The organism is Herbaspirillum sp. 1130 (genome assembly GCF_017833835.1).
Classification (GTDB): Bacteria; Pseudomonadota; Gammaproteobacteria; order Burkholderiales; family Burkholderiaceae_D; genus Herbaspirillum; species Herbaspirillum huttiense.
In genome coordinates this window covers 51,136-73,881 of sequence record NZ_JAFICQ010000008.1, presented here as the reverse complement: position 1 = coordinate 73,881, position 22,746 = coordinate 51,136, and the positions used below count along the sequence as shown (strand labels likewise).

The following is a 22,746-nucleotide window of genomic DNA, read 5'->3' as shown; positions in this document are numbered from 1 at the left end:
ATGCAGCGCCGAGATTATTCGCTGACCCTCACGGGTTTGCAGTTCCACGTCACCGAATGGGGCGATCCGCAGGACTTTCCCCTGCTGCTCCTGCACGGCATCCGTGGCTATGGCGAGACCTTTGCCGACCTGGTGCAGCGCCTGCCGTCCGGCTACCGCTGCATCGCGCTGGACCAGCGCGGGCGCGGCCAGAGCGATTGGGATCCGGGCTGCAATTACTACACCGATACCTACGTGGCCGACATGGAGGCACTGGTGGCACGCCTGGGCCTGCGCCAGTTCGACCTGCTGGGGCATTCCATGGGCGGCATCAACGCCATCGTGTATGCCGCGCGGCATCCGTCGCAGGTGCGTCGCCTCGTCATCGAGGATGCCGGTCCCGGCGCTTTCGAGAACAGCCCCGGTGCCAGCCGCATCCGCCGCGAACTGGCCACTACACCGAGTCACTTCGGCAGTTGGGAAGACGCCAGCATCTTCATGCGCGCGCTGCGTCCCACCGTGACCGAAGAGGCGCGCCAGCAGCGCCTGGACAACATGCTCAAGCCCACTGCGGACGGCGGCTATACCTGGCGCTATGACCACGTCGGCATCAGCGCCACGCGCCTCATGCCCGACATCACGCGCGTGGTCGACCTGCGTCCGCACCTCATGGCGCTGGCGTGCCCGACGCTGGTGGTGCGCGGTGAACGTTCGGACTACCTGTCGGCCGCCATCGCGGCGGAAATGCGCCAGCTCAACGCGCGCGTACTCACCTGCACCATCGCCGATGCCGGCCACTACATCCACGACGACCAGCCGGAAGCCTTCGCCAGCGCGGTGCGGGAATTCCTGCAGCAAGAACAACAGGACAAGGGGGAGAAGACATCATGATCCATGAACTGCGCACCTACACCATGGTGCCCGGCGGCGTGCGCGAGTACGTCCGCATCTACAACGAGTGCGGCCGCGCGCACCAGGTCCGCCTGCTGGGTCATCTGGTGGCGATGATGATTCCGGAGAGCGGCGACCTCAACCAGCTGGTCTACCACTGGGCCTTTGACAGCCTGGAAGACCGCGCACGCCGCCGTACGGCACTGCTGGCCGATCCCGATTTCGCCGAATTCCGCAAGCAGGTGCGCGGCCTGCTGGTGCAACAGGAAAGCCGCCTGCTCACCAGCGCGCCCGAACCGGCCGCAGCGGCGGCGCATGCCGGGAGTGCCGCATGAGTACAGCGGTCCAGGCCCAGGTGCTCATCATCGGTGCCGGCCCGGTCGGGGTGACGCTGGCCAATCTGCTGGGTACCTATGGCATCTCCACGCTCATCATCGAGCGCAACCTGGACGTGCTGGATTATCCCCGCGCCGTGGGCATCGATGACGAAGCGCTGCGCACCTTTCAGTCCGCCGGCATGGCCGACGCCATCGTGCGCGACGTGATCCAGAACGTGCCCATGCGCATGTACACCGCCGACCGCCGCTGTTTCGCCGAGATCCAGCCGACCACGCGCGAATTCGGCTGGTATCGCCGCAACCTGTTCTCGCAGCCGCTGGGCGAGGCCACGCTGCGCCAGGGACTGCAGCGCTTCCCGCATGTGGAGCTGCGCTCGGGCGTGGAACTGCTGGACCTGGTGCAGGACGAGCAGGGCGTGCTGGCCACCATCAGCGATGCGCATGGCATGCAGAGCTACCTGGCCGCGCAGTATGCCGTGGGCTGCGATGGCGGCCGCAGTACCGTGCGCGAGAAAATCCTCAAACTGCCCTACGAGGGCAAGACCCATCCTGCCAAGTGGGTGGTGATCGAGTGCGATGGCGATCCGCTGGATGCTCCCTACACCGCCCTGCATTGCGAACCGCAGCGTCCGTATGTGTGCCTGGCGCTGCCCTATGGCGTGCGGCGCTGGGAGTTCATGCTGTTCCCCGGCGAGGATGGCGAGCAGATGCTGGCCCCGGCCAAGGTGCGCGAGCTGTTGCGCGAACACGTGGCCGATGTCGATGCGCTCAACATCATCCGCGCCCGGGTCTACACCCACAATTCGCGCGTGGCCGGCTCGCTGGTGTGCGGCCGCATCTGCCTGGCCGGCGACGCCGCCCACATCACGCCGCCGTGGATCGGGCAGGGCTTGAATGCCGGCTTGCGCGACGCCTTCAACCTGGCCTGGAAACTGGCCTGGGTGCTGCAGGGCCGGATGAAGCCCGCACTGCTGGCCAGCTATCACGACGAGCGCCATGCCCACGTCAAGGCCATGATCGACCTGGCCGACCTGTTCGGTGCGGTGCTGTCGCAGAAGAACCGCCTGCTGGCCTGGTGCCGCGACAAGTTCTTCCTGGCCATCAAGGACATCCCGCGCGTACGCGACTACGTGCTGCAGATGAAATTCAAGCCCATGCCCAGCTTCCACAGCCAGGCCGTGATGCAGGGTGACCCGCGCAATCGCGATGACCTGGTCGGGCGCATGTTCCTGCAATCGCTGGTGGAAACCGGCGAGGGCGAGGTGATGCGGCTCGATGACCTGTGCGGCAGCCGCTTCACGCTGCTGAGCTGGCGCTGCGACGTGTTGCCTGCAGCGACCGTCGATCCTGATCTGCGCCGCCGCATGCAGGCCTTCGGCTGTGATTACCTGCAGGGCGTGCGCTCGCGTAGCGGTGCGCGCGGCGTGCCGCTGACCGGCTCCGGCACGGTGATCCAGGACCATGAGAACAAGCTCAATGCCTGGTTCAAGGAAAAGGGCGTGGACTGGGTGCTCCTGCGTCCCGACCGTTTCATCGCCGCCGCCGGACGCGCCGACGATGCGCCTGCGGTGATGCAGCTCTTCCTTGACCGTGTGGCCTGCTGACGCAAGCTGCTCCTGTCTCTGCATTGCAGCCGGTATGCCGTGCGCGTACCGGTCTTTTCCTCTTCAAGGTGACTCATGTATCCCGACCTGCAGCTCTACATCAACGGACGTTTCCATGGCCTCGACGGCCGCCGCTATCAGGACGTGCGCGATCCTGCCACGGGCGAGGTGCTGGGGCGCCTCCCCTGGGCCGAGGCCGGCGATATCGAGGAGGCCATCCAGGCTGCCCATGCCGCGTTCCAGCAGTGGCGCAAGGTCTCGCCGCTGGAGCGGTCCGACATCCTGCGCCGCGCCGCCGCGCTCACGCGTGAACGCGCGCAGGCGATGGCCCCGGCCATCACCATGGACAACGGCAAGCCGCTGGCCGACGCCGTCGCCGAGATCCTCAATGCCGCCGAGCACCTCGACTGGCACGCCGAGGAAGGCCGCCGCCTGTATGGCCGCGTGGTCGGCGCGCGCCATCCCGAGGTGCGGCAGCTGGTGGTGCGCGAACCGGTCGGTGTGTGCGCGGCCATCAGCCCATGGAATTTTCCGTTCGGCCAGGCCATGAAGAAGGTGGCAGCGGCCATGGCGGCAGGCTGCACGGTGGTGTTGAAGGGCCCTTCGGAATCGCCCGCCGCCATCGTGCTGATGGCACAGCTGTTTCATGATGCGGGCGTGCCGGCGGGCGTCTTCAATATCGTCTGGGGCGTGTCGTCGGAGATCTCGCAGCAGCTGATCGCCTCTCCCCTGGTGCGGTCCATTTCCTTCACTGGTTCCATTCCCGTGGGCAGCCAGCTGGCCGCCCAGGCGGCGCTGCATATGAAACGCATGAGCATGGAGCTGGGCGGGCACGCGCCGGTCCTGGTGTTTGACGATGCCGAGGTGAACGCGGCCGCGCGCCTGCTGGCGCGACTGAAGATTCGTAACGCCGGCCAGGTCTGCGTATCGCCGTCGCGCTTTTTTGTTCACCAGCGCATTTACGACCGCTTCGTGGTGGCCCTGGCCGATGCCCTGCAGCAGGTGAAGGTCGGTTCCGGTCTTGAAGCCGGTGTGCAGATGGGGCCGCTGATCCATGGCCGCCGCTTCGACGCGGTACATGGCCTGATCGAAGACGCCGTGCGCCAGGGCGCACAACTGGTGACGGGTGGCCGGCGCATCGGCGAGCGTGGCCACTTCCACGCGCCCACGCTGCTGGCCGATGTGCCGCCAACGGCCCGCGTGATGCAGGAAGAGCCCTTCGGCCCGGTGGCTGCCGTCACGCCCTTCGCCCATACCGCGCAGGCCCTGGCCATGGCCAATGCGCTGCCCCTGGGCCTGGCCTCCTACGTCTTCACGCAGTCTCTGGCCACGGCGCACGAGGTGGCCAGCGGCTTGCAGGCCGGCATGGTCAACATCAACCATTCCGGCATGGCACATCCCGAGCTGCCCTTCGGCGGCATCGGCGAAAGCGGCTTCGGCAGCGAAGGCGGCACCGAGAGCTTCGACAGCTTTCTGGTCACCAAGATGATCAGCCAGATCAGCCACGTACCCGGCTGAGCCATCCACCACCAAGGGGAGCAACGATGAGGCAGGCGCTCGCTGCATTGAGCATTGCGGCCCGGCTGCGGCTGGCCTTCGTGCTGCTGTTGCTGATGCTGGTCGGCATGGCGCTGTTTTCCTATGGCCGCATGAGCCATATCAACCGGCAGGTCGAGCAGCTCGGCAGCATCAACGTGCCGGCCATGGAATCGGTCTCGGGCATACGCATCGGCATGGCGCAATACCGCATGGGCGTGACGCTGGCCCTGCTGGCCGATGATGGCAGTGGCGGCACGGCGGCCGCCCAGGCGCGGCGCGAGGGCCTGGCCTATGCGGAGAGGTATCTCAAGATCCTGGTCGACTTCGCCAGCAATGATGACGAACGCGCCACCAGCCGCCAACTGAGCGCCAGCTGGCAGGCCTATCGCGCCCTGGCCGAGAAGGCGGTGGCGCTGGCGGCCGCCGGGCAGTCGGCCGAGGCGCTGCTGCTGGCGGCCGACAGTGCCGCCCCTTACGAGCAGATGGCCGGCATCCTCAAGTTCATCAGTGATTCGGTGGCGCAGGAGTCGGCGGCCTCGGTAGCCGATGGCCAGCAGGCCTTCGTCTCCGCCCGGCACGCGCTCATCGCAGTCAGTGTGGCCGCGCTGCTCGGCACGCTGGTACTGGCACGCGTGCTCATTGGTGGAATTGCCGGACCGCTGCGGCGTGCGGTACAGGCTGCGCATCGGATTGCCGAAGGTGCGCTGGACCAGGAGATCACGGTCAGCGGCCGCGACGAGATCAGCCAGTTGCTCACGGCCATGCAGCGCATGCAGCAGGCGCTGGTCGGCATCGTGGCCGGGGTGCGGCGCGAAGCCGAACACGTGGCCACGGCCAGCGTGCAGATCGCCGCCGGCAATGCCGATCTCTCCACCCGCACCGAAGCCCAGGCCGCCGCGCTGGAAGAGACGGCAGCCACCATGAATGAACTCAGTGCCACGGTGCAGAAGAATGCCGAGGACGCCCGCCAGGCCAGCGGCACTGCGCGGCAGGCCAGTACCGTGGCGCTGCAGGGAGGAGAGGTGGTGCAGGAAGTGGTGCAGACCATGCGCGGCATCGAGGACAGTTCTCAGCGCATCTCGGAGATCGTCGGCACCATCGATGGCATCGCCTTCCAGACCAATATTCTGGCCTTGAATGCAGCCGTGGAAGCGGCGCGCGCCGGGGAGCAGGGGCGCGGCTTTGCGGTGGTGGCCACCGAGGTGCGCTCACTGGCCCAGCGCAGTTCATTGGCTGCGCGCGAAACCAAGGTCCTGATTCATGAATCGGTAGCGCGCATCCAGACCGGCGCGCGCCTGGTGGACCGTGCCGGGCAGACCATGCAGGACATCGTGGCGGCGGTGCGCAGCGTCTCGGCCATCGTGGCCCAGATCAGCGAGGCCAGCGTGACGCAGAGTGCGGACATCGCCGAAGTCGAGGGTGCCATCCGGCAACTGGACGATGCCCTGCAGCAGAACGCCGCCCTGGTCGAACAAAGCGCGGCCGCCAGCGAGAGCCTGCGCCAGCAGGCGGGCAACCTGCTGGGGACGGTGTCGGTGTTCAGGATTGCGGAGGGCGCGCAGTTGCTTCACGCATCGCAGTCGCCTCCGTCGCTGGCCTTGCCGCTGGGGTGACGGGTTCTCCTTCTTTTTTCGGGCGTGTTTTCCGTACGTTTTTCTGCCCGTAATCCGGTACGTCTTTCTGTACATCGTTGTGTGTTCTGGTGCCTGGCAGCACTCTTGATGGCGGCTTCGGCCGCCATTTTTTTCATTCGTTCGTCAGTCGTCCGTCAGCCTCCCGCAAGGCGGGAGCGCGCCTGTGCAAATTATTTCCGTCCCCGCATCACGCTGCGCGATGACTTGCTCATTTGGGCTAATGGCTTGCCCGGTGCAAGGGTTTTAATCGTGTCATGCCGCAAGCTCGCCAGCAAGGCGTTGCGGGCGGCGCTGTTCCCGGTCCTTCGCTTGCCGCTGCGCAGCGAACACTCTCTTGAAAACGGTCTTGAAAGGTAAGTTTATGATTGAAGCAGAACTGGAGTCGCTCAACTTTGCTGACGCTCCCAAGATGGTGTCGTCCACCTATCCCGGCCCCAAGACGGCAGCGGCGCTGGAACTGTCGGCACGCACCGAGTCGATGGCACGTGGCGGCGGCCGCATGCCCATCGCCATGGACCAGGCCTTCGGCGTGACCTTCAAGGACCCGGACGGCAATACCTTCATCGACCTCTCCGCCGGCGTCGGCGTGAGCAGCGTCGGGCGCTGCAATCCGCGCGTGGTCGAAGCGATCCGTGAGCAATCCGGATCGCTGATGCACTCGATGGAAGTCAACAGCTCCAAGCGTACCGAGCTGGCCGCCAAGATTTCGGAGATCATGCCCGAGGGCCTGCGCGGCGACTGCATCACCTTCTTCACCCAGGGCGGCAGCGATGCGCTGGAAGCCGCCGTGAAGTTCGCCAAGCGCGTCACCGGCCGCCACCAGATCATCGCCTTCCACGGCGGCTATCACGGCATCTGGAATGCGTCCAATGCGCTCACCACCGGCACCGCCTACCGCAAGGGCTTCGGTCCCTTCATGGGCGGCGTGATCCACGCACCGTATCCCTACGCCTACCGTTTCCCCTTCGACACCAGCAACAAGAGCGCCGAGCAGATCGCCGGTGAATATGTCGATTACCTGCTCAACACCCCCTACACCGCCGCCGATGACGTGGCGGCCGTGATCGTCGAACCGGTGCAGGGCGAGGGCGGCTATGTGCCGCCGTCGCCGGAGTTCCTGCAGATCCTGCGCAAGGCCTGCGACCGCAGCGGCGCGCTGCTGATCGTCGATGAAGTGCAGGCCGGTGCCGGCCGCACCGGCAAGATGTGGGCAGTGGAACATTCGGGCGTGAAGCCCGACATGCTGACCTTCGGCAAGGGCATCGGCGGCGACATGCCGATGGCCGGCCTGGTGATGCGTTCCGATCTCGCGGCCAAGATCCCTGATGGTTCGCAGCCCAATACCTTCGCCGCCAATTCGATCTCGGCAGCGGTGGCGCTGACCAACATCAGCATCCTGCAAGACCCGCGCCTGGACCTGGTCAACCGCGCCCATGCCCTGGGCCTGGAAGCGCAGGAACGTATCCGCAGTTTCAACAGCCCCTGGATCGGCGAGGTGCGCGGACGCGGCCTGATGATCGGCATCGAGCTGGTCGAGAACCGCGAGACCCGCGAGCCGCTCTCGCGCGAGAAGCTGGGCAAGCTCATGGACTACGTGGTCGGCCATGGCGTGCTGATGATTCCGTGTGGCCGCTACACCAACGTCATGCGCGTGATGCCTTCGTTGACCATTCCGCGTTCGCTGCTGTTCAAGGGACTGGACATCTTCGGCGCCGGCCTGGCCTCCCTCTGAACGGGACAACCCGGTGGCCGGGACGCATCCCGGCCGCCTGCCTGATTCCTCATCAATCGCAACAGGTTTGAGTCAATTGGAGAAAGTGGTCATGAAGAGAACGATCCTCGGTTTGTCCCTGCTGGCAATGGGCGCGACGCTGGCGCACGCGGCCTCGGTGCAAGATCTGGGCACCACCCTGACCCCGCTGGGCGGCGACAAGGCCGCCGGCCAGGGCGTCCCGGAATGGAAGGCGGAAAAACGTGGAATTGCCCGGCTGGTCCTACGGCAAGCTGCGCAAGGACTATTTCAAGTACAAGGATGAAAAGCCCACCGAGGTCATCGACGCCTCCAACGTGGACAAGTACGCCGATCACCTTACGCCGGGACAGGTGGCCCTGATCAAGCAGGTCAAGGGCTACAAGATGGATATCTATCCCACCCACCGCTACTGTGCCGCGCCCGACTTCGTGGTCGAGAACACCAGGAAGAATGTGGCCGACGGCAAGATCGGTGCCGACGGCTGGAGCCTGGCCGAAGCCAACGTGCCCGGCATTCCCTTCCCGCTGCCCAAGACCGGCCTGGAGGTGATGTACAACAGCAAGATGCGCTATCGCGGCGTGGGCGTGGACTTCCCCAACACCATCACCGCCGTCTCGCCGCGCAAGGGCAGCAATGAGTGGATCAAGGCCAGCCAGCAACTGACGCTGTTCTATCCCTCCAGCGTCAAGGGCAGCACCAAGCTGTCCACGCTGGGCGGGGTCGAGTTCTACACCTACGTTGCTTATGCCTCGCCGACCGCACTGGCCGGGCAGGCGCTGACGGTGGCGACCTATCTCAATCGTCCGGGCGCGGAGACCTTCTACTACTTCCCCGGCCAGCGCCGCGTGCGCCGCATGCCGTCCTATGCCTACGATGCGCCGCAGATCGGCATGGAAAACCAGTACACCATGGATGAGCCGACCGTCTTCAACGGCACCATGGACCGCTTCGACTGGAAGCTGGTCGGCAAGAAGGAAATCTACGTCGCTTACAACAGCTTCGGGGCCAACAACTTCAAGGCCAATTTCGACGACATCGCCAAGCCTGATTTCGTGGCCGAGAATGCGCGCCGCTACGAGCTGCACCGGGTCTGGGTGGTGGAAGCCACCGTCAAGCCGGGCGTGCGCCACCTGGCCCCCAAGCGGACCTTCTATGTCGATGAAGACAGCTGGAATCTGGTGCTCTCCGACGACTACGACGCCCAGAACAAGCTGTGGAAGCACCGCGAGGGTTACATCATTCCGGTCTATGAAACCGGTGCCTGCAATCTCGCCGGCTTCGCCCAGTACAACCTGGCCGAAGGCCGCTACCTGATGGATTCGCACTCGGCCGGCACCGGCAAGGACATCCGCTGGGAGACCGAGGTCAAGGACAACCCGCGTCTGCGCGACAGTTTCTACAGCGCCGACAACCTGCGTGCCATCAGCGACCGCTGAGCGCTACGCCACTCTGACAAGACTTTGACGGGGAAGGGAAAACCATGAAGAAGCCAATGCGCAAGACGCGGCGTGCAGGTTCGGCGCTGCCACGGATGTTGCCCATCGTCGTACCGCTGATGGGCGCCTGTCTCTACACGGGCAGTGCCCAGGCCTTTACCTTCGAGGGGGAATCGGTCTCGGGCAACTTTGACTCCACCGTCACGGTGGGCGTCGGGATCCGCGCCAGCAAGCCGGTCTGTGCCGGCATCATCGGTTCGGTCAACGGCGGCCAGCCCTCGGGGCCGACCGGTGCGGGCGCACCGGATGGCTGTGCCGATTCGCTCTCGCAATACAACGACCAGGGCAACCTGAACTACGACCGTGGCAGCGCTTTCACCACCTACATCAAAGGCACCCATGAGCTGATGCTCAAGTTGCCTTCGGACGTGAAATTCCTCGGCCGCGTCAGCTGGCTGCGCGACTTTGCAGCCGACAGCGCCACCGGCTACGTCAGCGGGGGCGGCGGCAGTTCCTTCCCCGGCAATGCGGCCAGCCAGGTGCGCAAAAAGACGCGCCTGCTGGATCTGTGGGTGAGCAAGGAATTCTCCATCGGCGAGCAGCGCGGCCGCCTGCGTGTTGGTAACCAGGTGGTGAACTGGGGCGAGAGCCTGTTCATCCCCGGAGGCATCAACCAGACCAACGCGCTGGACCTGATGCGCCTGTCGCAACCGGGCACGCAGATGAAGGAAGCGGTGCTGCCGGCCCCGATGGTGAACTTCGCCACCGGACTGGGCCATGGCCTGAGCGTCGAGACTTATGTGCAGCAAGGCTGGCAGCGCAACTACTTCCCGCCGGTGGGCAGCTACTGGTCCATCGGCACCATCGGCAACGGTGCCACCGAGCTGGGCGTGCCCACCACCAGTACGCCGCGTTCCAGCGGCCAGTACGGCGTGGCGCTGCGCTACAGCCCCAAGGACACCGAGATGAATTTCGGGCTGTACCTGATGAACTACCACGACAAGTCGCCGGTGATGTCGACCTCCACCAGTTCGGTTTCGGGCTTCGGCTACTCCTATCTGCAGGACCGCAAGATGATCGGTGCCAGCATGAACTTCCCGGTCGGCAACTGGGCAGTGGGCACCGAATTGTCTTACCGTCCCAAGGATCCGATCACGCTCAATACCTCCACCGCCGGCAACAGCCCGACCACCAATGGCAGCGGCTGCCTGGCCAACGGCAACTGCTACGTCGAGACAGCCAAGTACCAGCTGGCGGTCACGGGCCTGTTGAGCATGACCCCGAGCGACAATCCCACCATCCTCAAGATGCTGGGCGGGGCCGATACCGCCACCCTGATGGCCGAGGCCGTGGGCATCTACTATCCCAACATGAAGAAGTCCTACCAGGGCATTCCCGTCGCGGCCGGCAACTGGGGCTGGGGTTACGACACCACCGCCAATGCCATTGCCACCGGCGCCGGGTCGCCGCCCAGCGTAGGCACGGCGCTCTCGTATGGCTACAACCTGGACTTCAGCTGGGTGTATGACGGTTCGCTCATACCGGGCTGGCAGGTGGTACCGGAGATCTTCTACTTCCAGGCCTTGCATGGACGCACGCCCAACTTTGCGGGCACCTTCATGCAGGGCGCGAAGTCGGCCAACTTCATCGTCAGCTTCATCCAGAATCCGGCCAAGTGGCAGTTCTCGCTCAACTACGCCATGTTCTGGGGCGGCGACACCATCTTCGACCAGCCGCTGCGCGGCCGCAATTTCGTCGGGGCCACCGCGACCTACAACTTCTGATCCCGGTCGGACTGCGCCCTGGCGGGCGTAGTCCGTTCCGGTCGTACCGTGTCTTGCCTGCTGGATTCAGATCACTATGCGTTTTCTCAACGGCTTTCTCAGCCTGGCGCGCCTGGAGGCGCTGGCCTTTCGAGCGCGCCTGCCCATCCTGCTGGCACTGCTGGGCTTCACGGCGCTGATGGCCGTGTTCTCGCTGCAGCTGCGCATGGATGCAGGCTTCGAGAAGCAGATCCCTTCGGACCACGAATACGTGGCCACGCTGCACCAATACCGCGATGAACTGTTCGGTGCCAATCGCCTCAACATCGTGCTGCGCGCCCGGCACGGCAGCATCTGGACCAGGGACGGTCTCACGCGCCTGAACGCCATGACCCAGGCCGTCATGTTCCTGCCCAACATCAACCGGCTGGGGGTGCAGTCGCTGTGGACGCCCAATACCTTCGTCAATGAAATCACCGAGGAAGGGTTCCGCGCCGACCCGGTCATCGCCGGTACCGTCACCCCTGACAACCTGACGCCGGAGGTGATCGCCGGTATCCGCGACAGCGCCAACAATGGCGGCTTCGTGGGTACGCTGGTCTCGCGCAGCCAGGACAGCGCGATGATCATCGCCGAGATCAACGAGTTCGATGCCAATGGCAAGAAGGTCGACTATCTCGCCTACAACAAGCTGCTCAACGACTTGCGCGCCAAGTACGAGAATGCCGACTTCGAAGTGCAGATCATCGGCTTCGCCAAGCAGATCGGCGATGTTGCCGATGGCGCGCAGGGCGTGCTCAAGTTCTGCGTGATGGCTTTGCTGCTGACTGCACTGGCGGTGTACTGGTATTGCCGCTCGCTGCCGTTCACGCTGCTGCCCATCGTCTGTTCGCTGGTATCGCTGGTGTGGCAGTTCGGGACCTTGCACCTGCTGGGCTACGGACTGGACCCGCTGGCGGTGCTGGTGCCGTTCCTGGTGTTTGCCATCGGCGTCTCGCACGGGGTGCAGCAGATCAACTACATCGTGCGCGGCATCGCGGCCGGCATGGGGTGCGACGAGGCGGCGCGCGCCAGCTTCCGTGGCCTCCTGGTGCCGGGCGTGCTGGCGCTGGTGACGGCCTTCGTCTCCTTCATCACGCTCACGCTCATTCCGATTCCCATGGTCAAGGAGCTGGCCATCACCGCTTCCATCGGCGTGGGCTACAAGATCATCACCAACCTGGTCATGCTGCCGCTGGCGGCCTCCCTGCTCAAGGTCGACAAGGCCTATGCCGATGCCGCCATGCGGGCACAGCAGAAGCGTGCGCGCTGGCTGCAGGTGTTTGCGCGTGCGGCCCATCCGCGCAATGCCAGGGGAATCGTGCTGGTCACGCTGCTGCTCTTTGCGGCCTCGGTGTGGTACAGCAGCGACCGCCTGGTCGGTACCCTGCAGGCCGGGGCCCCCGAGCTGCGGGCCGACTCGCGCTACAACCTGGATGCCAAGGCGATTGCGGAGAACTACGACACGGGACTGGACTGGCTCTCGGTGATCCTGGCCACTCCCGAAAATTCCTGTGACCAGGTCGCCTTCGGACGCTACCAGGACCAGTTCGATGCTGCCATGGCGCAGGTGCCGGGGGTGATGTCGGTGAGCTCCTTCGCGCAGCAGATGAAGATCTATAACGAAGGTTACAACGAGGGCAATCCGGCGATGTATTCGGTGCCGCTGGATCCGGCCAACTATGCCGCACTGGCGGTGGAGATCGGGCGGGTGCGCGGCTTCCTCTCCAAGGATTGCAGCATGCTGGCCACGCATCTCTACCTGACCGATCACAAGGCTTCCACCATCAATGGCGTGATCGCGGCCGTCAAGCAGTACCGCAGCGCGCATCCGCTGCCGGGGCTGAGCATCCGCCTGGCCGCAGGCAATGCCGGGGTGATCGCCGCCGTCAATGAGGAGGTGGAAAAATCGGAGCTGCCGATGATGCTCTACGTCTATGCCGCCATCGTGGTGCTGGTGTTTGCGGTGTATCGCGACCTGCGTGCCGTGGTGGCGTGCTGCCTGCCGCTGACGGTGGCCACCTTCATCGGCTATGCCTTCATGAAGCAGCTGCAGATCGGCCTGACGGTGGCGACCTTGCCGGTGATGGTGCTGGCCGTGGGCATCGGCGTGGACTATGCCTTCTACATCTACAGCCGCCTGCAGATGCACCTGGCGGCGGGCGAGGCGATTGAGGTGGCGCTGGAGAAATCGATACAGGAAATCGGCGTGGCCACCATCTTCACGGCCATCACGCTGGCCATCGGCGTGGCCACCTGGTCCTTCTCGCAGCTCAAATTCCAGGCCGACATGGGCAAGCTGCTGGCCTTCATGTTCATCGTCAATCTGATCATGGCCATGACCGCTTTGCCGGCCTTTGCGGTGGTGCTGGAACGGCTGTTCCCGCGCAAGGGCAAGATCAAGGTCAACAGCATGATGAGCCACTGAGGGCGCAGGAGAGAATGCGATGCAAGGGAGAATGGATGTGAGCAAGTCAGTCAGGGGATGGCTGTGCGTGACGCTGCTGGCGTGGTCTGTACTGGCGGCCGGCAGTGGTCACGCGCAGGGCATGGCGCCGGTGCCGCTGCGTGCCGCCGTGGCCGATGCCCATGCCGAACGCGCCATGATGCTGGCGGCGACGCTGGCCGGTGAGCGCGTGGTGGCGGTGGGTGCGCGCGGCAATGTGATCCTGTCCGATGATGGCGGGCAGCACTGGCGTCAGGCGCGCCAGGTGCCGGTGGATTTCACGCTGACGGCAGTCAGCTTCGTGGATGACAAGGAGGGCTGGGCGGCCGGCCATGGCGGCGTGGTGATCCACACCGCCGACGGTGGCGAGACCTGGCAGGTGCAGCGCAGCGCCACCGAGGTCGACCAGCCGCTGTTCACGGTCTACTTCCGTGATCGTCTCCATGGCTGGGCCGCCGGATTGTGGTCGCTGCTGCTGCAGACCGAGGATGGCGGCAAGACCTGGACACCGCTGCATTTGCCGGTGGCTGCGGGCAGCAAGCGCAGCGACCTGAATTTGCTGCATCTCTTCGCAGGGCAGGGCGATGCGCTTTACCTGGCGGCGGAGCAGGGCACGCTGTTCCGGTCACGCGATGGTGGCCAGCATTGGGAATTGCAGAGTACCGGCAGCAAGGCCTCGCTGTGGAGCGGGGCGGTGGCCCGGCCCTCGGGCACGCTGATCGTGGCGGGACTGGGCGGCAAGCTCTTGCGCAGTACCGATGAGGGGGCGACGTGGCAGGCCGTGGCCTTGCCCACCAGCGGATCCATCACGGCGCTGCAGGCAACGCCGGGTGTGCTGACGGCCTCTTCGCTGGAGGGCAAGCTGCTGCAGAGCCGCGATGACGGCCTCAGCTGGCAGGTCGTCGCGACTGCTCCGCAGGCCATCACGACGCTGCTGGTGAACCGGCTGGGGCAGGTCCTGCCGTTCTCCAAGGAAGGCGTCCTCAAGCCGGTGGAGCCCGGTGCGGCCAAGCCCTGAGCATCACCGCCCCGTTTTTTTCGTAAATGGAATAAATGATTTATAGAATATGAGGAATCCATGACCATGAAACTCCTGCATCTGGATGCCAGCATCTTGGGTGAACATTCCGTAAGCCGCCAGCTCTCGGCGCAAATCGTGGCGCGCCTGCGCGTGCTGCATCCGGCACTGGAAGTGGTCTATCGCGACCTCGCCGCCGTCGCGCCTGCGCATCTGTCGCCGCAGCACCTGGCGGCCTTCAATGGCGCGGAGGTCAGCGATCCTGCCCTGCAGGCGGACCTGGCATTGGGACAGGCCTGCCTGGATGAACTGCTGCAGGCGGATCTGCTGGTGATCGGCGCGCCGATGTACAACTTCTCGCTGCCGTCATCACTGAAGGCCTGGATCGACAGGGTGGCAGTGGCAGGGACTACCTTCGCCTATGGCGAGGCCGGTCCGGAAGGGCTGCTCAAGGGACGCCGCGCCTATATCGCCTCGGTACGCGGCGGCCAGTATGCGGAGGGCACGCCGGAAGCGGCGCTGGATCACCAGGAGCGCTATCTGCAGGATCTGCTGGGCTTCCTTGGCATCGTCGACGTCACCGTGGTCCGTGCTGAAGGCGTGGCCATGGGTGAGAGCGAAAAAGCGCAGGCGCTGGCGGATGCTTCAGCACGCATAGCCTTTTTGCGCGTGTAATACACTGACGCACCTTTTTTCTTCTGGCAGGAAAATTCATGCTGAAAAATACTGCGGAGCGCTTCGGCGCGGTCGCCAAATGCTTCCACTGGACCATGGCGGTGGCCTTCATTCTGGCCTATATCGTGGTGTATTACGTGATCTGGTTCATCGACCCCGAGACCAGCATCAAGCCTGCGCTGTTCGGTATCGAACCGAATGGTGAACTGGTCATCCCCATTCTCAACATCCACTGGGTGCTGGGCGTGAGCATCGGGGTGCTGGTGATCCCGCGCCTGATCTGGCGCTGGATCAATGTCGAGCCGTCACCGGTGCCGGGCAGTGCGCTGGAACATCTGCTGGCCAAACTGGCGCACTGGGCGCTGTACCTGTTCATGATCGTGATGCCGCTCACGGGCTACCTGAACACTTATGATCCGACCAATTTCGGTCTCTTCATCATTCCGGCATTCCGCGAGACGGCCTTGTTCCACTGGATCGCCACGACCTGGCAGCTTACGGCCGAGCAGGTGGAGACGCCCATTTTCGCCATCCACAAATTCCTGGGGGACTGGGTGGTGTGGGTGGTGGTGCTCCTGCACATCGCGGCGGCTCTCTTCCATCACCGCGTGCGCAAGGATGCCACGCTGTTGCGCATGCTGCCGGCCTCATGGGGCGGCAAGGACGAGGGCGAGCGGCGCTGAGTCAGGCGCCGACCGGCGGCGCGAAGTCGCCATCCTTGCGCGGCGGGGCGGCCACCGCTGCGGCCTGGACGGGCGGCGCGCCGGCGGGCTCATGGTGCTGCGTGCCGTCAGCCACCATGCTGCTTTCCTGGGCGACGGGCTGCATGTCTTCTTCACCGATGATGGACGGTTGGCCTGAGGCGGTGTCGGCGGGCGCGGTGCCGGCACGGCGGCGGTTGAGATCTTTATAGCGGCGCAGTACCGGTTTGGCAGCGGCCAGCATGGCCAGCGAACCGGCGGCCAGCATGAGGAAGGACATCTTTTTCATTGCGGCTCCTGTGGGCATCGAGGGAAATCGATGGAATCAGATTCGGGGAGCCTTGATTATCCCCAGCCGGGCTGCGGGGGCCTGTCGGACGATGGCGCAACCGTGCGTCGGCCAGCCTTGGATTCTGTGGATGAGCTGCGCCATGCTGGCGGCAGCAGAAAACAAAAAAGGGCCCATCTTGCGATGGACCCTTTTTCTACTACATATGGTGCGGCTGGCAGGAATCGAACCCACGACCCCTTGGTTCGTAGCCAAGTACTCTATCCAGCTGAGCTACAGCCGCGAAAGAACGAGATTATAAGGAGCTTTTCAAAAAAGTACAAACATTTTTTCGCAGCCCTTCAAAAAAACTATTTCGCCGCATTTCAATAGACTTCCCGCGCGGCAAACGGATGGTACTGGAACAGCCAGGTCTCGCTCAATGCCTGGCCCTGATGGCGCAGGAACAGGCGCAGCTCGACCGGTTCCTCGCCGCTGGCCGTGAGATCGAACTGCGCGCGCCAGTGGCCGGGCACGCCGTTGGGCAGCGCTTCGGTATAGACATAGGAAATGCTGCCGCGCGAAGCCGTGATGACCGCTTCCGGCTTCACGCCGAAAGGCAGCCCCGCCAGCGCTTCTCCCTTGAACTCCACCATGAACTTGCGCACCTGCGGCGGCCTCGGCTGGCCCGGCTGGCCGCCACGTCCCAGGCGCGTGGCCACGCAGCGTGCCAGCGGGGAAGGGAAGGGTTCGTCCTGCTGCCAGTAGAGCCGGTAGCGCATGCGATAGGCGTTGCCCGCGCGCGCCGGGGCCTTGGGCACCCACATGGCGACGATGTTGTCGTGGATCTCGTCATCGGTGCGCAGCTCGATCAATTGCACTTCGCCTTCGCCCCAGTCGCCCACCGGTTCTACCCACAGGCTGGGGCGGCGTTCGTAATGCACGCCGTCGAGGTAGTGATCGAAATCGCGGTCGCGCTGCAGCAGGCCAAAGCCGCGCAGGTGCTGGTCGCTGAAGGCCGACGACATGGTGCGCGGCGGATTGTTGAGCGGACGCCAGAGATGTTCGCCTGCGCCGTTCCAGATCGCCAGTCCGTCCGAGTCATGCACCTCCGGCCGCCAGTCCGCGCCGGTGCCCTTCACCGTTTCCGAGAACCAGTACATCGAGGTGGCCGGGGCCAGGCCCAGGCGCGCCACGTCGCGCCGCAGGAACAGCGACTTGTCGATCTCCATGTGCACGCCGCCGCCCAGCTTGCGCTGCATGGCGAAGCGATAGGCACCCGTGATGCTGGGCCCATCGAGCAGGGCATACACCACCACCGTATCGCTGCCCGGGGCGGAGGGTTCGAAGAAGAATTGCGTGAAGTCGGGAAATTCTTCAGGCCGGTCGGCCTGGGCCACATCGATGGCGATGCCGCGCGCCGACAGGCCGTACTGGTACAGGTCGCCGATGGCGCGGAAATAGGAGGCACCGAGGAAGGCCACCCAGTCATTGGTATGCCAGTCCTTCTCCTTCTGGTCGGCCAGGCGGCTTTCCTGGAAGCGGAAACCGGCGAAGCCGCTGCCTGCCGGAAGCTGATGGGCGGGGCTGTCGGCGGGCATGTCGAAATAGTCATCGCGGTAAGACACTTCGCGCGACTGTACCGGTACAGTGCCATCGCCCTGGCCAGCAAGGATGAACATCCGTACCGGTACACGGAAGAACTTGCCGAGGTGGAAGAAGGTCACCGGATACGCGCCGGGCCCCTGGGCGAAGAGCGCATCGGCAGTCTTGAAGCGGATCTTGCCGTGGGCTTCGTAGTCGATCTTGTCCAGCACCTCGGCCGGCACGGCCGGCGGGGCCTGGTAGGGCGTGCGGGCCATGTCGCGGGCGCGCGTTATCAGGCTGTCGAAGGAAAACGGCTGCGCACGGCCCAGGCGCAAGCCCTGCGCCGCCAGCGCACGCGGCGAGAGGCCGAGGGCGGCCAATGCCGAAGCGGCACTGGCGGCGGCGAGGAATTGACGGCGGCTGGGCATGCGATGTTCTCCTGTGAAGCGGTCCGGGGCAAGACGAACTCTACAGAGTGAAGCCTGCCGTGCTTGGTTCCTGCGTAAAAAAAGCCCGCTGCACGGGCAGCGGGCTTTCGGACTGAGGATTGATTGATGCTGGGTCCGGCGGACAGGGTCGCCGGACCGGCAGGATCAGTACTCCCAGAACATCTTCTGGATTTCCTTGCTGTCGGTGGTCTTGGTCAGGGCCAGCATCAGCAGGATGCGCGCCTTCTGCGGGTTCAGCGTATCGGAGACCACGAAGTCCAGCTTGTCATCGTCAGCTTCGCCGTTGCGCGCCACGATGCCCTGGCCGACGCGGCTGGAACGCACGATCACGACGCCCTTCTTGCGGGCCTCGGTCAGCGACGGTACGACGGTGTTGTTCAGGCTGCCGTCACCCACGCCGGCGTGGATGATGCCTTGCGCGCCTGCGGCCACGAAGGCGTTCAGGGCGATCGGGTTCATGTTGGCGTAGCCATAGACGATGTCCACTTGCGGCAGCTTGTCCAGGTTCATGATGTCGAACGGGGTGTCGGCCGTGTTCTTGCGGGTGGACTGGCGATAGAAGTACGGCTTGCTGCCCTGGATGTAGCCCAGGAAGCCCAGTTCCGGCGTCTTGAAGGTGTCCATGGTGGAGGTGTTGGTCTTGGTCACTTCACGGCCAGCATTGATCTGGTCGTTCAGGGTCACCAGCACGCCCTTGCCGACGGCTTCCTTGGAGCCGGCCAGCAGCACGGCGTTGTACAGGTTGATCGGGCCGTCAGCGCTGATGGCGGTGGAGGGACGCATCGCGCCCACGATCACCACCGGCTTCTTGCTCTTGACCACCAGGTCCAGGAAGTAGGCGGTTTCTTCGATGGTATCGGTGCCGTGGGTGATGACGATGCCATCGACGTCACTCTGCGCCAGCAGGGTGTTGACGCGCTTGGCCAGCTTCAGCCAGGCGTCGTTGTTCATGTTCTCGCTGGCGATCTGCATGACCTGCTCGCCGCGCACGTTGGCGACCTTCTTGAGTTCGGGAACGGCGGCGATCAGCGCATCCACGCCGACCTTGGCGGCGGTGTAGCCGACAGTGGTGGTGCTGGTGGCGCCGGTACCGGCGATGGTGCCGCCGGTGGCCAGGATGACCACGTTGGGCAGGTTTTGTGCTTGTGCGGCTGCGGCCGCGGCCAGGCAGAGCAGGACCAGCATCTGCTGGAAGATTTTTCTGATGAACATGTTTGCCTCTGAACGAGTGGTTGAATGGATTTTCTTAGTTTTATTGGTAGCCTTGCGAAGATGTCTCACGTCTTGCCGCGCGATCTCATCCCGCCAAAAGCGCCGACACGATAGCACCGGCGCGCCTGGCAATCAAAGGTTTTTTTATCGGGTGAGAAAGCCGCATGGGACGGGCCTTTGCGACGGGGGTGCACGCACGTTTGGTGCGTTTTGGACCGGTTGGGGTGATCGAAAAGGGAAAAAAGACCCGCAACTGACAGCGCGCTGACGCAGGTGGCCGGGGTGTGCCGGTGCAGGGCTGACGGGAAGGTAGGGCGCGCTTGAAAAAATAAGTAAATCGCGCCGAAGAACTCGGAAGATATCACCGAATCAGAGTGCAGCAAAGCCTGACAAGCGCGGCATTGTCCTGCTTGATCGCGGCATGGCGCAGCTGCGTGGAAAGCAGCGCTCTCAGGTAAGATGGTGCCGCGCACAAGTTCTTTCGATGAATGACCGGTCCAACCGGCCGCGCCGCCCCAGCGCATTGGCTGTCACACCGGTGCGGCGCGCGGCAATGATGGAGAACCACGATGTTTGCCACAGAAAAATTCACCAACCCCGAAGCCGCCTATGCGCGCGTGCTGGAGATCTACGAACACAACACGGCCATCCTGCGCGATGCCTTCCGCCAGTTCTCCAGCGGCGAAGGGATGCCGCAGCGGGTGCGTGCCTGCTATCCCTTCGTGCGCATCACCACCGAAAAATCCACCCATACCGATACCCGCCAGTCCTTCGGGTTCGTGGCCGGTCCCGGCTGCTACGAGACCACGCTCACGCGTCCCAAGCTGTTCCATCAATACCTGCTGGCGCAATTCAAGCTGGTGCTGCAGAACCATGAGGTGCCGCTGGAAGTGGGCGTGAGCGAGCTGCCGATCCCGGTGCACTTCGCCTTCCCCGAAGGCATACACGTGGAAGGCAGCCTGGACCCGGAACACCTGCGCACGCTGCCCGATTACTTCGACCTGCCCGACCTGGCGACCATGGATGACCGCATCGCCAACGGCACCTATGAAGTGGACAACGGTGCCTGGCGCGAAGGGCCGCATCCGCTGGCGCTGTTCACCGGGCCGCGCATCGATTACTCGCTGCATCGCCTGCGCCATTACACGGCGACCTCGCCGGACCAGTTCCAGCGCTACGTGCTCTTCACCAACTACGCTTTCTACGTCGATGAATTCGTGCGCCTGGGCCGGCGCCTGATGGAGCCGACCGATGATCCGGATGAACTGGCCTATCGCCGCCAGTACACTGCCTTCGTCGAGCCCGGTAATGTCACCACCTGGAGTGCCAACCAGACCGGTACAGAGACCAGGCCAGTTTCCGGTGTGGCACCAGCACGGCAGCCGCAGATGCCGGCCTATCACCTGCAGCGCGCCGATGGTAGCGGCATCACCCTGGTCAATATCGGCGTGGGTCCGTCCAATGCGAAGACGGTGACCGATCACGTGGCCGTCTTGCGTCCGCACGGCTGGCTGATGCTGGGCCACTGCGCCGGCTTGTCGGCCTCGCAGCGCATGGGCGATTACGTGCTGGCACACGCCTATGTGCGGGACGATCACGTGCTCGATGATGACCTGCCGCTGTGGGTGCCGATCCCGGCACTGGCTGAAGTGCAGCTGGCCTTGCAGGATGCGGTGGCCAGCATCACCCAGCTCGATGGCTATGAGTTGAAGCGCATCATGCGTACCGGCACCGTGGCCTCGGTCGATGACCGCAACTGGGAACTGCGCGACCATCGCATGCCGCTGCTGCGCTTCTCGCAGAGCCGCGCCATCGCGCTGGATATGGAAAGCGCGACGGTGGCGGCCAACGGTTTCCGCTTCCGGGTTCCCTACGGCACGCTGCTGTGTGTCTCGGACAAGCCGCTGCACGGTGAGATCAAGCTGCCCGGCATGGCCAATACCTTCTACGAGCAGCGCGTGGCGCAGCACTTGCAGATCGGCATTCGCGCGCTGGAGCTGTTGCGCAACAATGGCATCGAGCAGGTGCACAGCCGCAAGCTGCGCAGCTTCGCGGAGCCGGCCTTCCGCTGATCTACATTGCTGGTGGCTGCAAGGACGAACGCCCGAGACAGTCGATGTCGCGGGCGTTTTTCATGATGCGTCGAAGAGCGGATCAGCGCGGCAGGCGATGCGTGATCGTGAGTCGATAGTAGAGTCCCGCACCGATGAGCAGCGTCACCGCCGCCACGCACAGTGAGGGCGTGAAGGAGCCGCTGCCGTGCACCAGGGCGGTGGCCAGCGGCGGGCCGGCGATCTGGCCGATGCCGTAGGCGGCGGTCATCAGGGCCATCAGGCTGCTGGCCTGTTCGCGCCGCAGGCGGCGTGCTTCGCGCATGCCGAACAGGGTAATGGCGGTAAAGGGCAGACCGAGCAGCAGACAGCTCAACGCAAAGCCGGGTGCAGTGGGGAACAGGATCGACACCAGCACTCCCGCCGCCTGCATCAGGTAAGCCCCGGTCAGCAGCAGGCGCTGGTCGCCCTGCACCGACAGCCGCGTGGCGCTGAAGGCCCCGGCCGCCACCGACAAGCCGAAGATGGGCCAGAAGTAATCCGGCCACACCGAGCCCGGCAGCGCCTGGCGCGCGATCACCGGCAGGAAGGTGGCGGTGATGATGTATCCGAATCCGGCGATGCCGTAGGCAATCACCTGGATCATCACTTCCCGCTTCCGGCTCGCCGATTCCGGGACCGGAGCCTGTGCTGCATTGCTGTCATGCGGATGCACGTTGAGACCGCGCCCGGCATCGAAGCTGAACGACTTCCACACCAGCGCCGTGAGCCCGAGCGCGATGACACCGAAGAGGATCCAGCCACCGGCGGCCAGCCAGCCGGCCGCGATCATGGGGCCCGAGAGCAGGCCGGTCAGCGCGATGCCCAGGCCGGGACCACAGAAGATCACGCCGCCCAGTTCCGGACGGCCCAGCTGCGTCAGCTGCTGCAGGCACCAGCCGGCGGTATAGACGAACACATAGGCGCTGGCCACGCCCGAGAGAAAGCGCATCCACAGCCAGATCCAGTCCTGATGCAGCACGCCCATGCCCAGCGTGAGCAGGATGGTCACCACCAGCCCGGCGCGCAGCATGGCCACGCCGCGCTTGCTGCGATGGAAGGCGCACAGCATGGCACCGGCGAAGTAGCCCAGGTAATTGGCGGTGGCCAGCCAGCCGCCCATCTGCAGCGATAGGCTGCCTTCATGCAGCATCATCGGCAGCAGCGGCGTGAAGGCGAAACGGCCGATGCCCATCGCCACCGACAGGGCCACCATGCCGGACAGGCAGACTTTCCAGGCCAGCGCGTGAAGGGAGGCGCTGGGGTGTGAGGCGGCGGGCTGGGTCATGGGCAAGCGCAAAGGCGTGAGGTGAACAGGGGTCTA

General features: G+C 64.6%; 17 protein-coding genes, 1 tRNA gene and 1 pseudogene. 14 read left to right on the top strand and 5 right to left on the bottom strand.

Features of this window, described 5'->3' with window-relative positions; genetic code table 11:
• The 13 genes and pseudogenes from JOD78_RS27170 to JOD78_RS27110 all read left to right on the top strand — a co-directional run bounded on the left by JOD78_RS27170 (position 1) and on the right by JOD78_RS27110 (position 15,798).
• A complete protein-coding gene (locus JOD78_RS27170; protein ID WP_134134417.1) occupies positions 1 to 870 on the top strand; it encodes an alpha/beta hydrolase in 870 nt (289 codons plus the stop codon).
• Positions 867 to 1,205 (top strand): NIPSNAP family protein, encoded by a 339-nt coding sequence (locus JOD78_RS27165; RefSeq protein ID WP_039784084.1) that lies wholly within the window; start codon positions 867 to 869, stop codon positions 1,203 to 1,205. The genes JOD78_RS27170 and JOD78_RS27165 overlap by 4 nt, the downstream gene beginning before the upstream one ends.
• Complete coding sequence (locus JOD78_RS27160) at positions 1,202 to 2,812, top strand: bifunctional 3-(3-hydroxy-phenyl)propionate/3-hydroxycinnamic acid hydroxylase (RefSeq protein WP_204727094.1); 1,611 nt, start codon at positions 1,202 to 1,204, stop codon at positions 2,810 to 2,812. Before JOD78_RS27165 ends, JOD78_RS27160 begins: the two co-directional genes overlap by 4 nt.
• Positions 2,813 to 2,887: 75 nt before the next feature.
• Positions 2,888 to 4,330 (top strand): NAD-dependent succinate-semialdehyde dehydrogenase, encoded by a 1,443-nt coding sequence (locus JOD78_RS27155; protein ID WP_209569233.1) that lies wholly within the window; start codon positions 2,888 to 2,890, stop codon positions 4,328 to 4,330.
• 26 nt (positions 4,331 to 4,356) lie between these two features.
• The gene (locus JOD78_RS27150; protein WP_209569231.1) at positions 4,357 to 5,964 is read left to right on the top strand and encodes a methyl-accepting chemotaxis protein; all 1,608 of its coding nucleotides are present in this window, start codon (positions 4,357 to 4,359) and stop codon (positions 5,962 to 5,964) included.
• 108 nt (positions 5,965 to 6,072) lie between these two features.
• The gene (locus JOD78_RS27145) at positions 6,073 to 6,342 is read left to right on the top strand and encodes a hypothetical protein (protein ID WP_134040421.1); all 270 of its coding nucleotides are present in this window, start codon (positions 6,073 to 6,075) and stop codon (positions 6,340 to 6,342) included.
• A gap of 4 nt (positions 6,343 to 6,346) precedes the next feature.
• On the top strand, positions 6,347 to 7,717 hold the full coding sequence (locus tag JOD78_RS27140) for an aspartate aminotransferase family protein (protein WP_121045809.1): 1,371 nt from the start codon (positions 6,347 to 6,349) through the stop codon (positions 7,715 to 7,717).
• 91 nt (positions 7,718 to 7,808) lie between these two features.
• Positions 7,809 to 9,174, top strand: a pseudogene (locus JOD78_RS27135) (DUF1329 domain-containing protein).
• Between the two features lie 44 nt (positions 9,175 to 9,218).
• Positions 9,219 to 10,958: a DUF1302 domain-containing protein gene (locus JOD78_RS27130; RefSeq protein WP_209569229.1), complete on the top strand. Its 1,740-nt coding sequence runs from the start codon at positions 9,219 to 9,221 to the stop codon at positions 10,956 to 10,958.
• 76 nt (positions 10,959 to 11,034) lie between these two features.
• Positions 11,035 to 13,404, top strand: a complete 2,370-nt coding sequence (locus JOD78_RS27125; protein WP_121045812.1) for an efflux RND transporter permease subunit — start codon at positions 11,035 to 11,037, stop codon at positions 13,402 to 13,404.
• Between the two features lie 19 nt (positions 13,405 to 13,423).
• Positions 13,424 to 14,440, top strand: a complete 1,017-nt coding sequence (locus JOD78_RS27120; protein WP_209569227.1) for a YCF48-related protein — start codon at positions 13,424 to 13,426, stop codon at positions 14,438 to 14,440.
• A gap of 66 nt (positions 14,441 to 14,506) precedes the next feature.
• The gene (locus tag JOD78_RS27115) at positions 14,507 to 15,115 is read left to right on the top strand and encodes an NAD(P)H-dependent oxidoreductase (protein WP_198516424.1); all 609 of its coding nucleotides are present in this window, start codon (positions 14,507 to 14,509) and stop codon (positions 15,113 to 15,115) included.
• Positions 15,116 to 15,153: 38 nt separating this feature from the next.
• Positions 15,154 to 15,798, top strand: a complete 645-nt coding sequence (locus JOD78_RS27110) for a cytochrome b (RefSeq protein WP_134134406.1) — start codon at positions 15,154 to 15,156, stop codon at positions 15,796 to 15,798.
• Position 15,799: 1 nt separating this feature from the next.
• Here JOD78_RS27110 and JOD78_RS27105 read toward each other — a convergent pair whose 3' ends face one another.
• The 4 genes from JOD78_RS27105 to JOD78_RS27090 form a co-directional block, all read right to left on the bottom strand.
• Positions 15,800 to 16,105 (bottom strand): hypothetical protein, encoded by a 306-nt coding sequence (locus tag JOD78_RS27105; protein WP_134134405.1) that lies wholly within the window; start codon positions 16,103 to 16,105, stop codon positions 15,800 to 15,802.
• Between the two features lie 206 nt (positions 16,106 to 16,311).
• Positions 16,312 to 16,388: transfer RNA gene (locus JOD78_RS27100), tRNA-Arg, on the bottom strand.
• An 82-nt stretch (positions 16,389 to 16,470) separates the two neighbouring features.
• The gene (locus JOD78_RS27095) at positions 16,471 to 18,099 is read right to left on the bottom strand and encodes a glucan biosynthesis protein D (RefSeq protein WP_209569225.1); all 1,629 of its coding nucleotides are present in this window, start codon (positions 18,097 to 18,099) and stop codon (positions 16,471 to 16,473) included.
• Positions 18,100 to 18,264: 165 nt separating this feature from the next.
• Complete coding sequence (locus JOD78_RS27090; protein ID WP_034329596.1) at positions 18,265 to 19,332, bottom strand: type II asparaginase; 1,068 nt, start codon at positions 19,330 to 19,332, stop codon at positions 18,265 to 18,267.
• A gap of 569 nt (positions 19,333 to 19,901) precedes the next feature.
• Here JOD78_RS27090 and JOD78_RS27085 point away from each other — a divergent pair.
• Positions 19,902 to 21,404 (top strand): AMP nucleosidase, encoded by a 1,503-nt coding sequence (locus JOD78_RS27085; protein ID WP_121045817.1) that lies wholly within the window; start codon positions 19,902 to 19,904, stop codon positions 21,402 to 21,404.
• An 82-nt stretch (positions 21,405 to 21,486) separates the two neighbouring features.
• On the opposite strand, the gene JOD78_RS27080 is transcribed toward JOD78_RS27085, so the two are convergent.
• The gene (locus JOD78_RS27080; protein WP_121045818.1) at positions 21,487 to 22,710 is read right to left on the bottom strand and encodes an MFS transporter; all 1,224 of its coding nucleotides are present in this window, start codon (positions 22,708 to 22,710) and stop codon (positions 21,487 to 21,489) included.
• Between the last annotated feature and the right edge of the window lie 36 nt (positions 22,711 to 22,746).

Coding starts and splice junctions, on each gene's coding strand:
- JOD78_RS27125 (WP_121045812.1), top strand. CDS start 11,035: ATGCGTTTTCTCAACGGCTTTCTCAGCCTGGCGCGCCTGGAGGCGCTG.
- JOD78_RS27145 (WP_134040421.1), top strand. CDS start 6,073: ATGGCGGCTTCGGCCGCCATTTTTTTCATTCGTTCGTCAGTCGTCCGT.
- JOD78_RS27170 (WP_134134417.1), top strand. CDS start 1: ATGCAGCGCCGAGATTATTCGCTGACCCTCACGGGTTTGCAGTTCCAC.
- JOD78_RS27085 (WP_121045817.1), top strand. CDS start 19,902: ATGTTTGCCACAGAAAAATTCACCAACCCCGAAGCCGCCTATGCGCGC.
- JOD78_RS27115 (WP_198516424.1), top strand. CDS start 14,507: ATGAAACTCCTGCATCTGGATGCCAGCATCTTGGGTGAACATTCCGTA.
- JOD78_RS27090 (WP_034329596.1), bottom strand. CDS start 19,332: ATGTTCATCAGAAAAATCTTCCAGCAGATGCTGGTCCTGCTCTGCCTG.
- JOD78_RS27160 (WP_204727094.1), top strand. CDS start 1,202: ATGAGTACAGCGGTCCAGGCCCAGGTGCTCATCATCGGTGCCGGCCCG.
- JOD78_RS27095 (WP_209569225.1), bottom strand. CDS start 18,099: ATGCCCAGCCGCCGTCAATTCCTCGCCGCCGCCAGTGCCGCTTCGGCA.
- JOD78_RS27140 (WP_121045809.1), top strand. CDS start 6,347: ATGATTGAAGCAGAACTGGAGTCGCTCAACTTTGCTGACGCTCCCAAG.
- JOD78_RS27080 (WP_121045818.1), bottom strand. CDS start 22,710: ATGACCCAGCCCGCCGCCTCACACCCCAGCGCCTCCCTTCACGCGCTG.
- JOD78_RS27110 (WP_134134406.1), top strand. CDS start 15,154: ATGCTGAAAAATACTGCGGAGCGCTTCGGCGCGGTCGCCAAATGCTTC.
- JOD78_RS27155 (WP_209569233.1), top strand. CDS start 2,888: ATGTATCCCGACCTGCAGCTCTACATCAACGGACGTTTCCATGGCCTC.
- JOD78_RS27120 (WP_209569227.1), top strand. CDS start 13,424: ATGCAAGGGAGAATGGATGTGAGCAAGTCAGTCAGGGGATGGCTGTGC.
- JOD78_RS27165 (WP_039784084.1), top strand. CDS start 867: ATGATCCATGAACTGCGCACCTACACCATGGTGCCCGGCGGCGTGCGC.
- JOD78_RS27130 (WP_209569229.1), top strand. CDS start 9,219: ATGAAGAAGCCAATGCGCAAGACGCGGCGTGCAGGTTCGGCGCTGCCA.
- JOD78_RS27150 (WP_209569231.1), top strand. CDS start 4,357: ATGAGGCAGGCGCTCGCTGCATTGAGCATTGCGGCCCGGCTGCGGCTG.
- JOD78_RS27105 (WP_134134405.1), bottom strand. CDS start 16,105: ATGAAAAAGATGTCCTTCCTCATGCTGGCCGCCGGTTCGCTGGCCATG.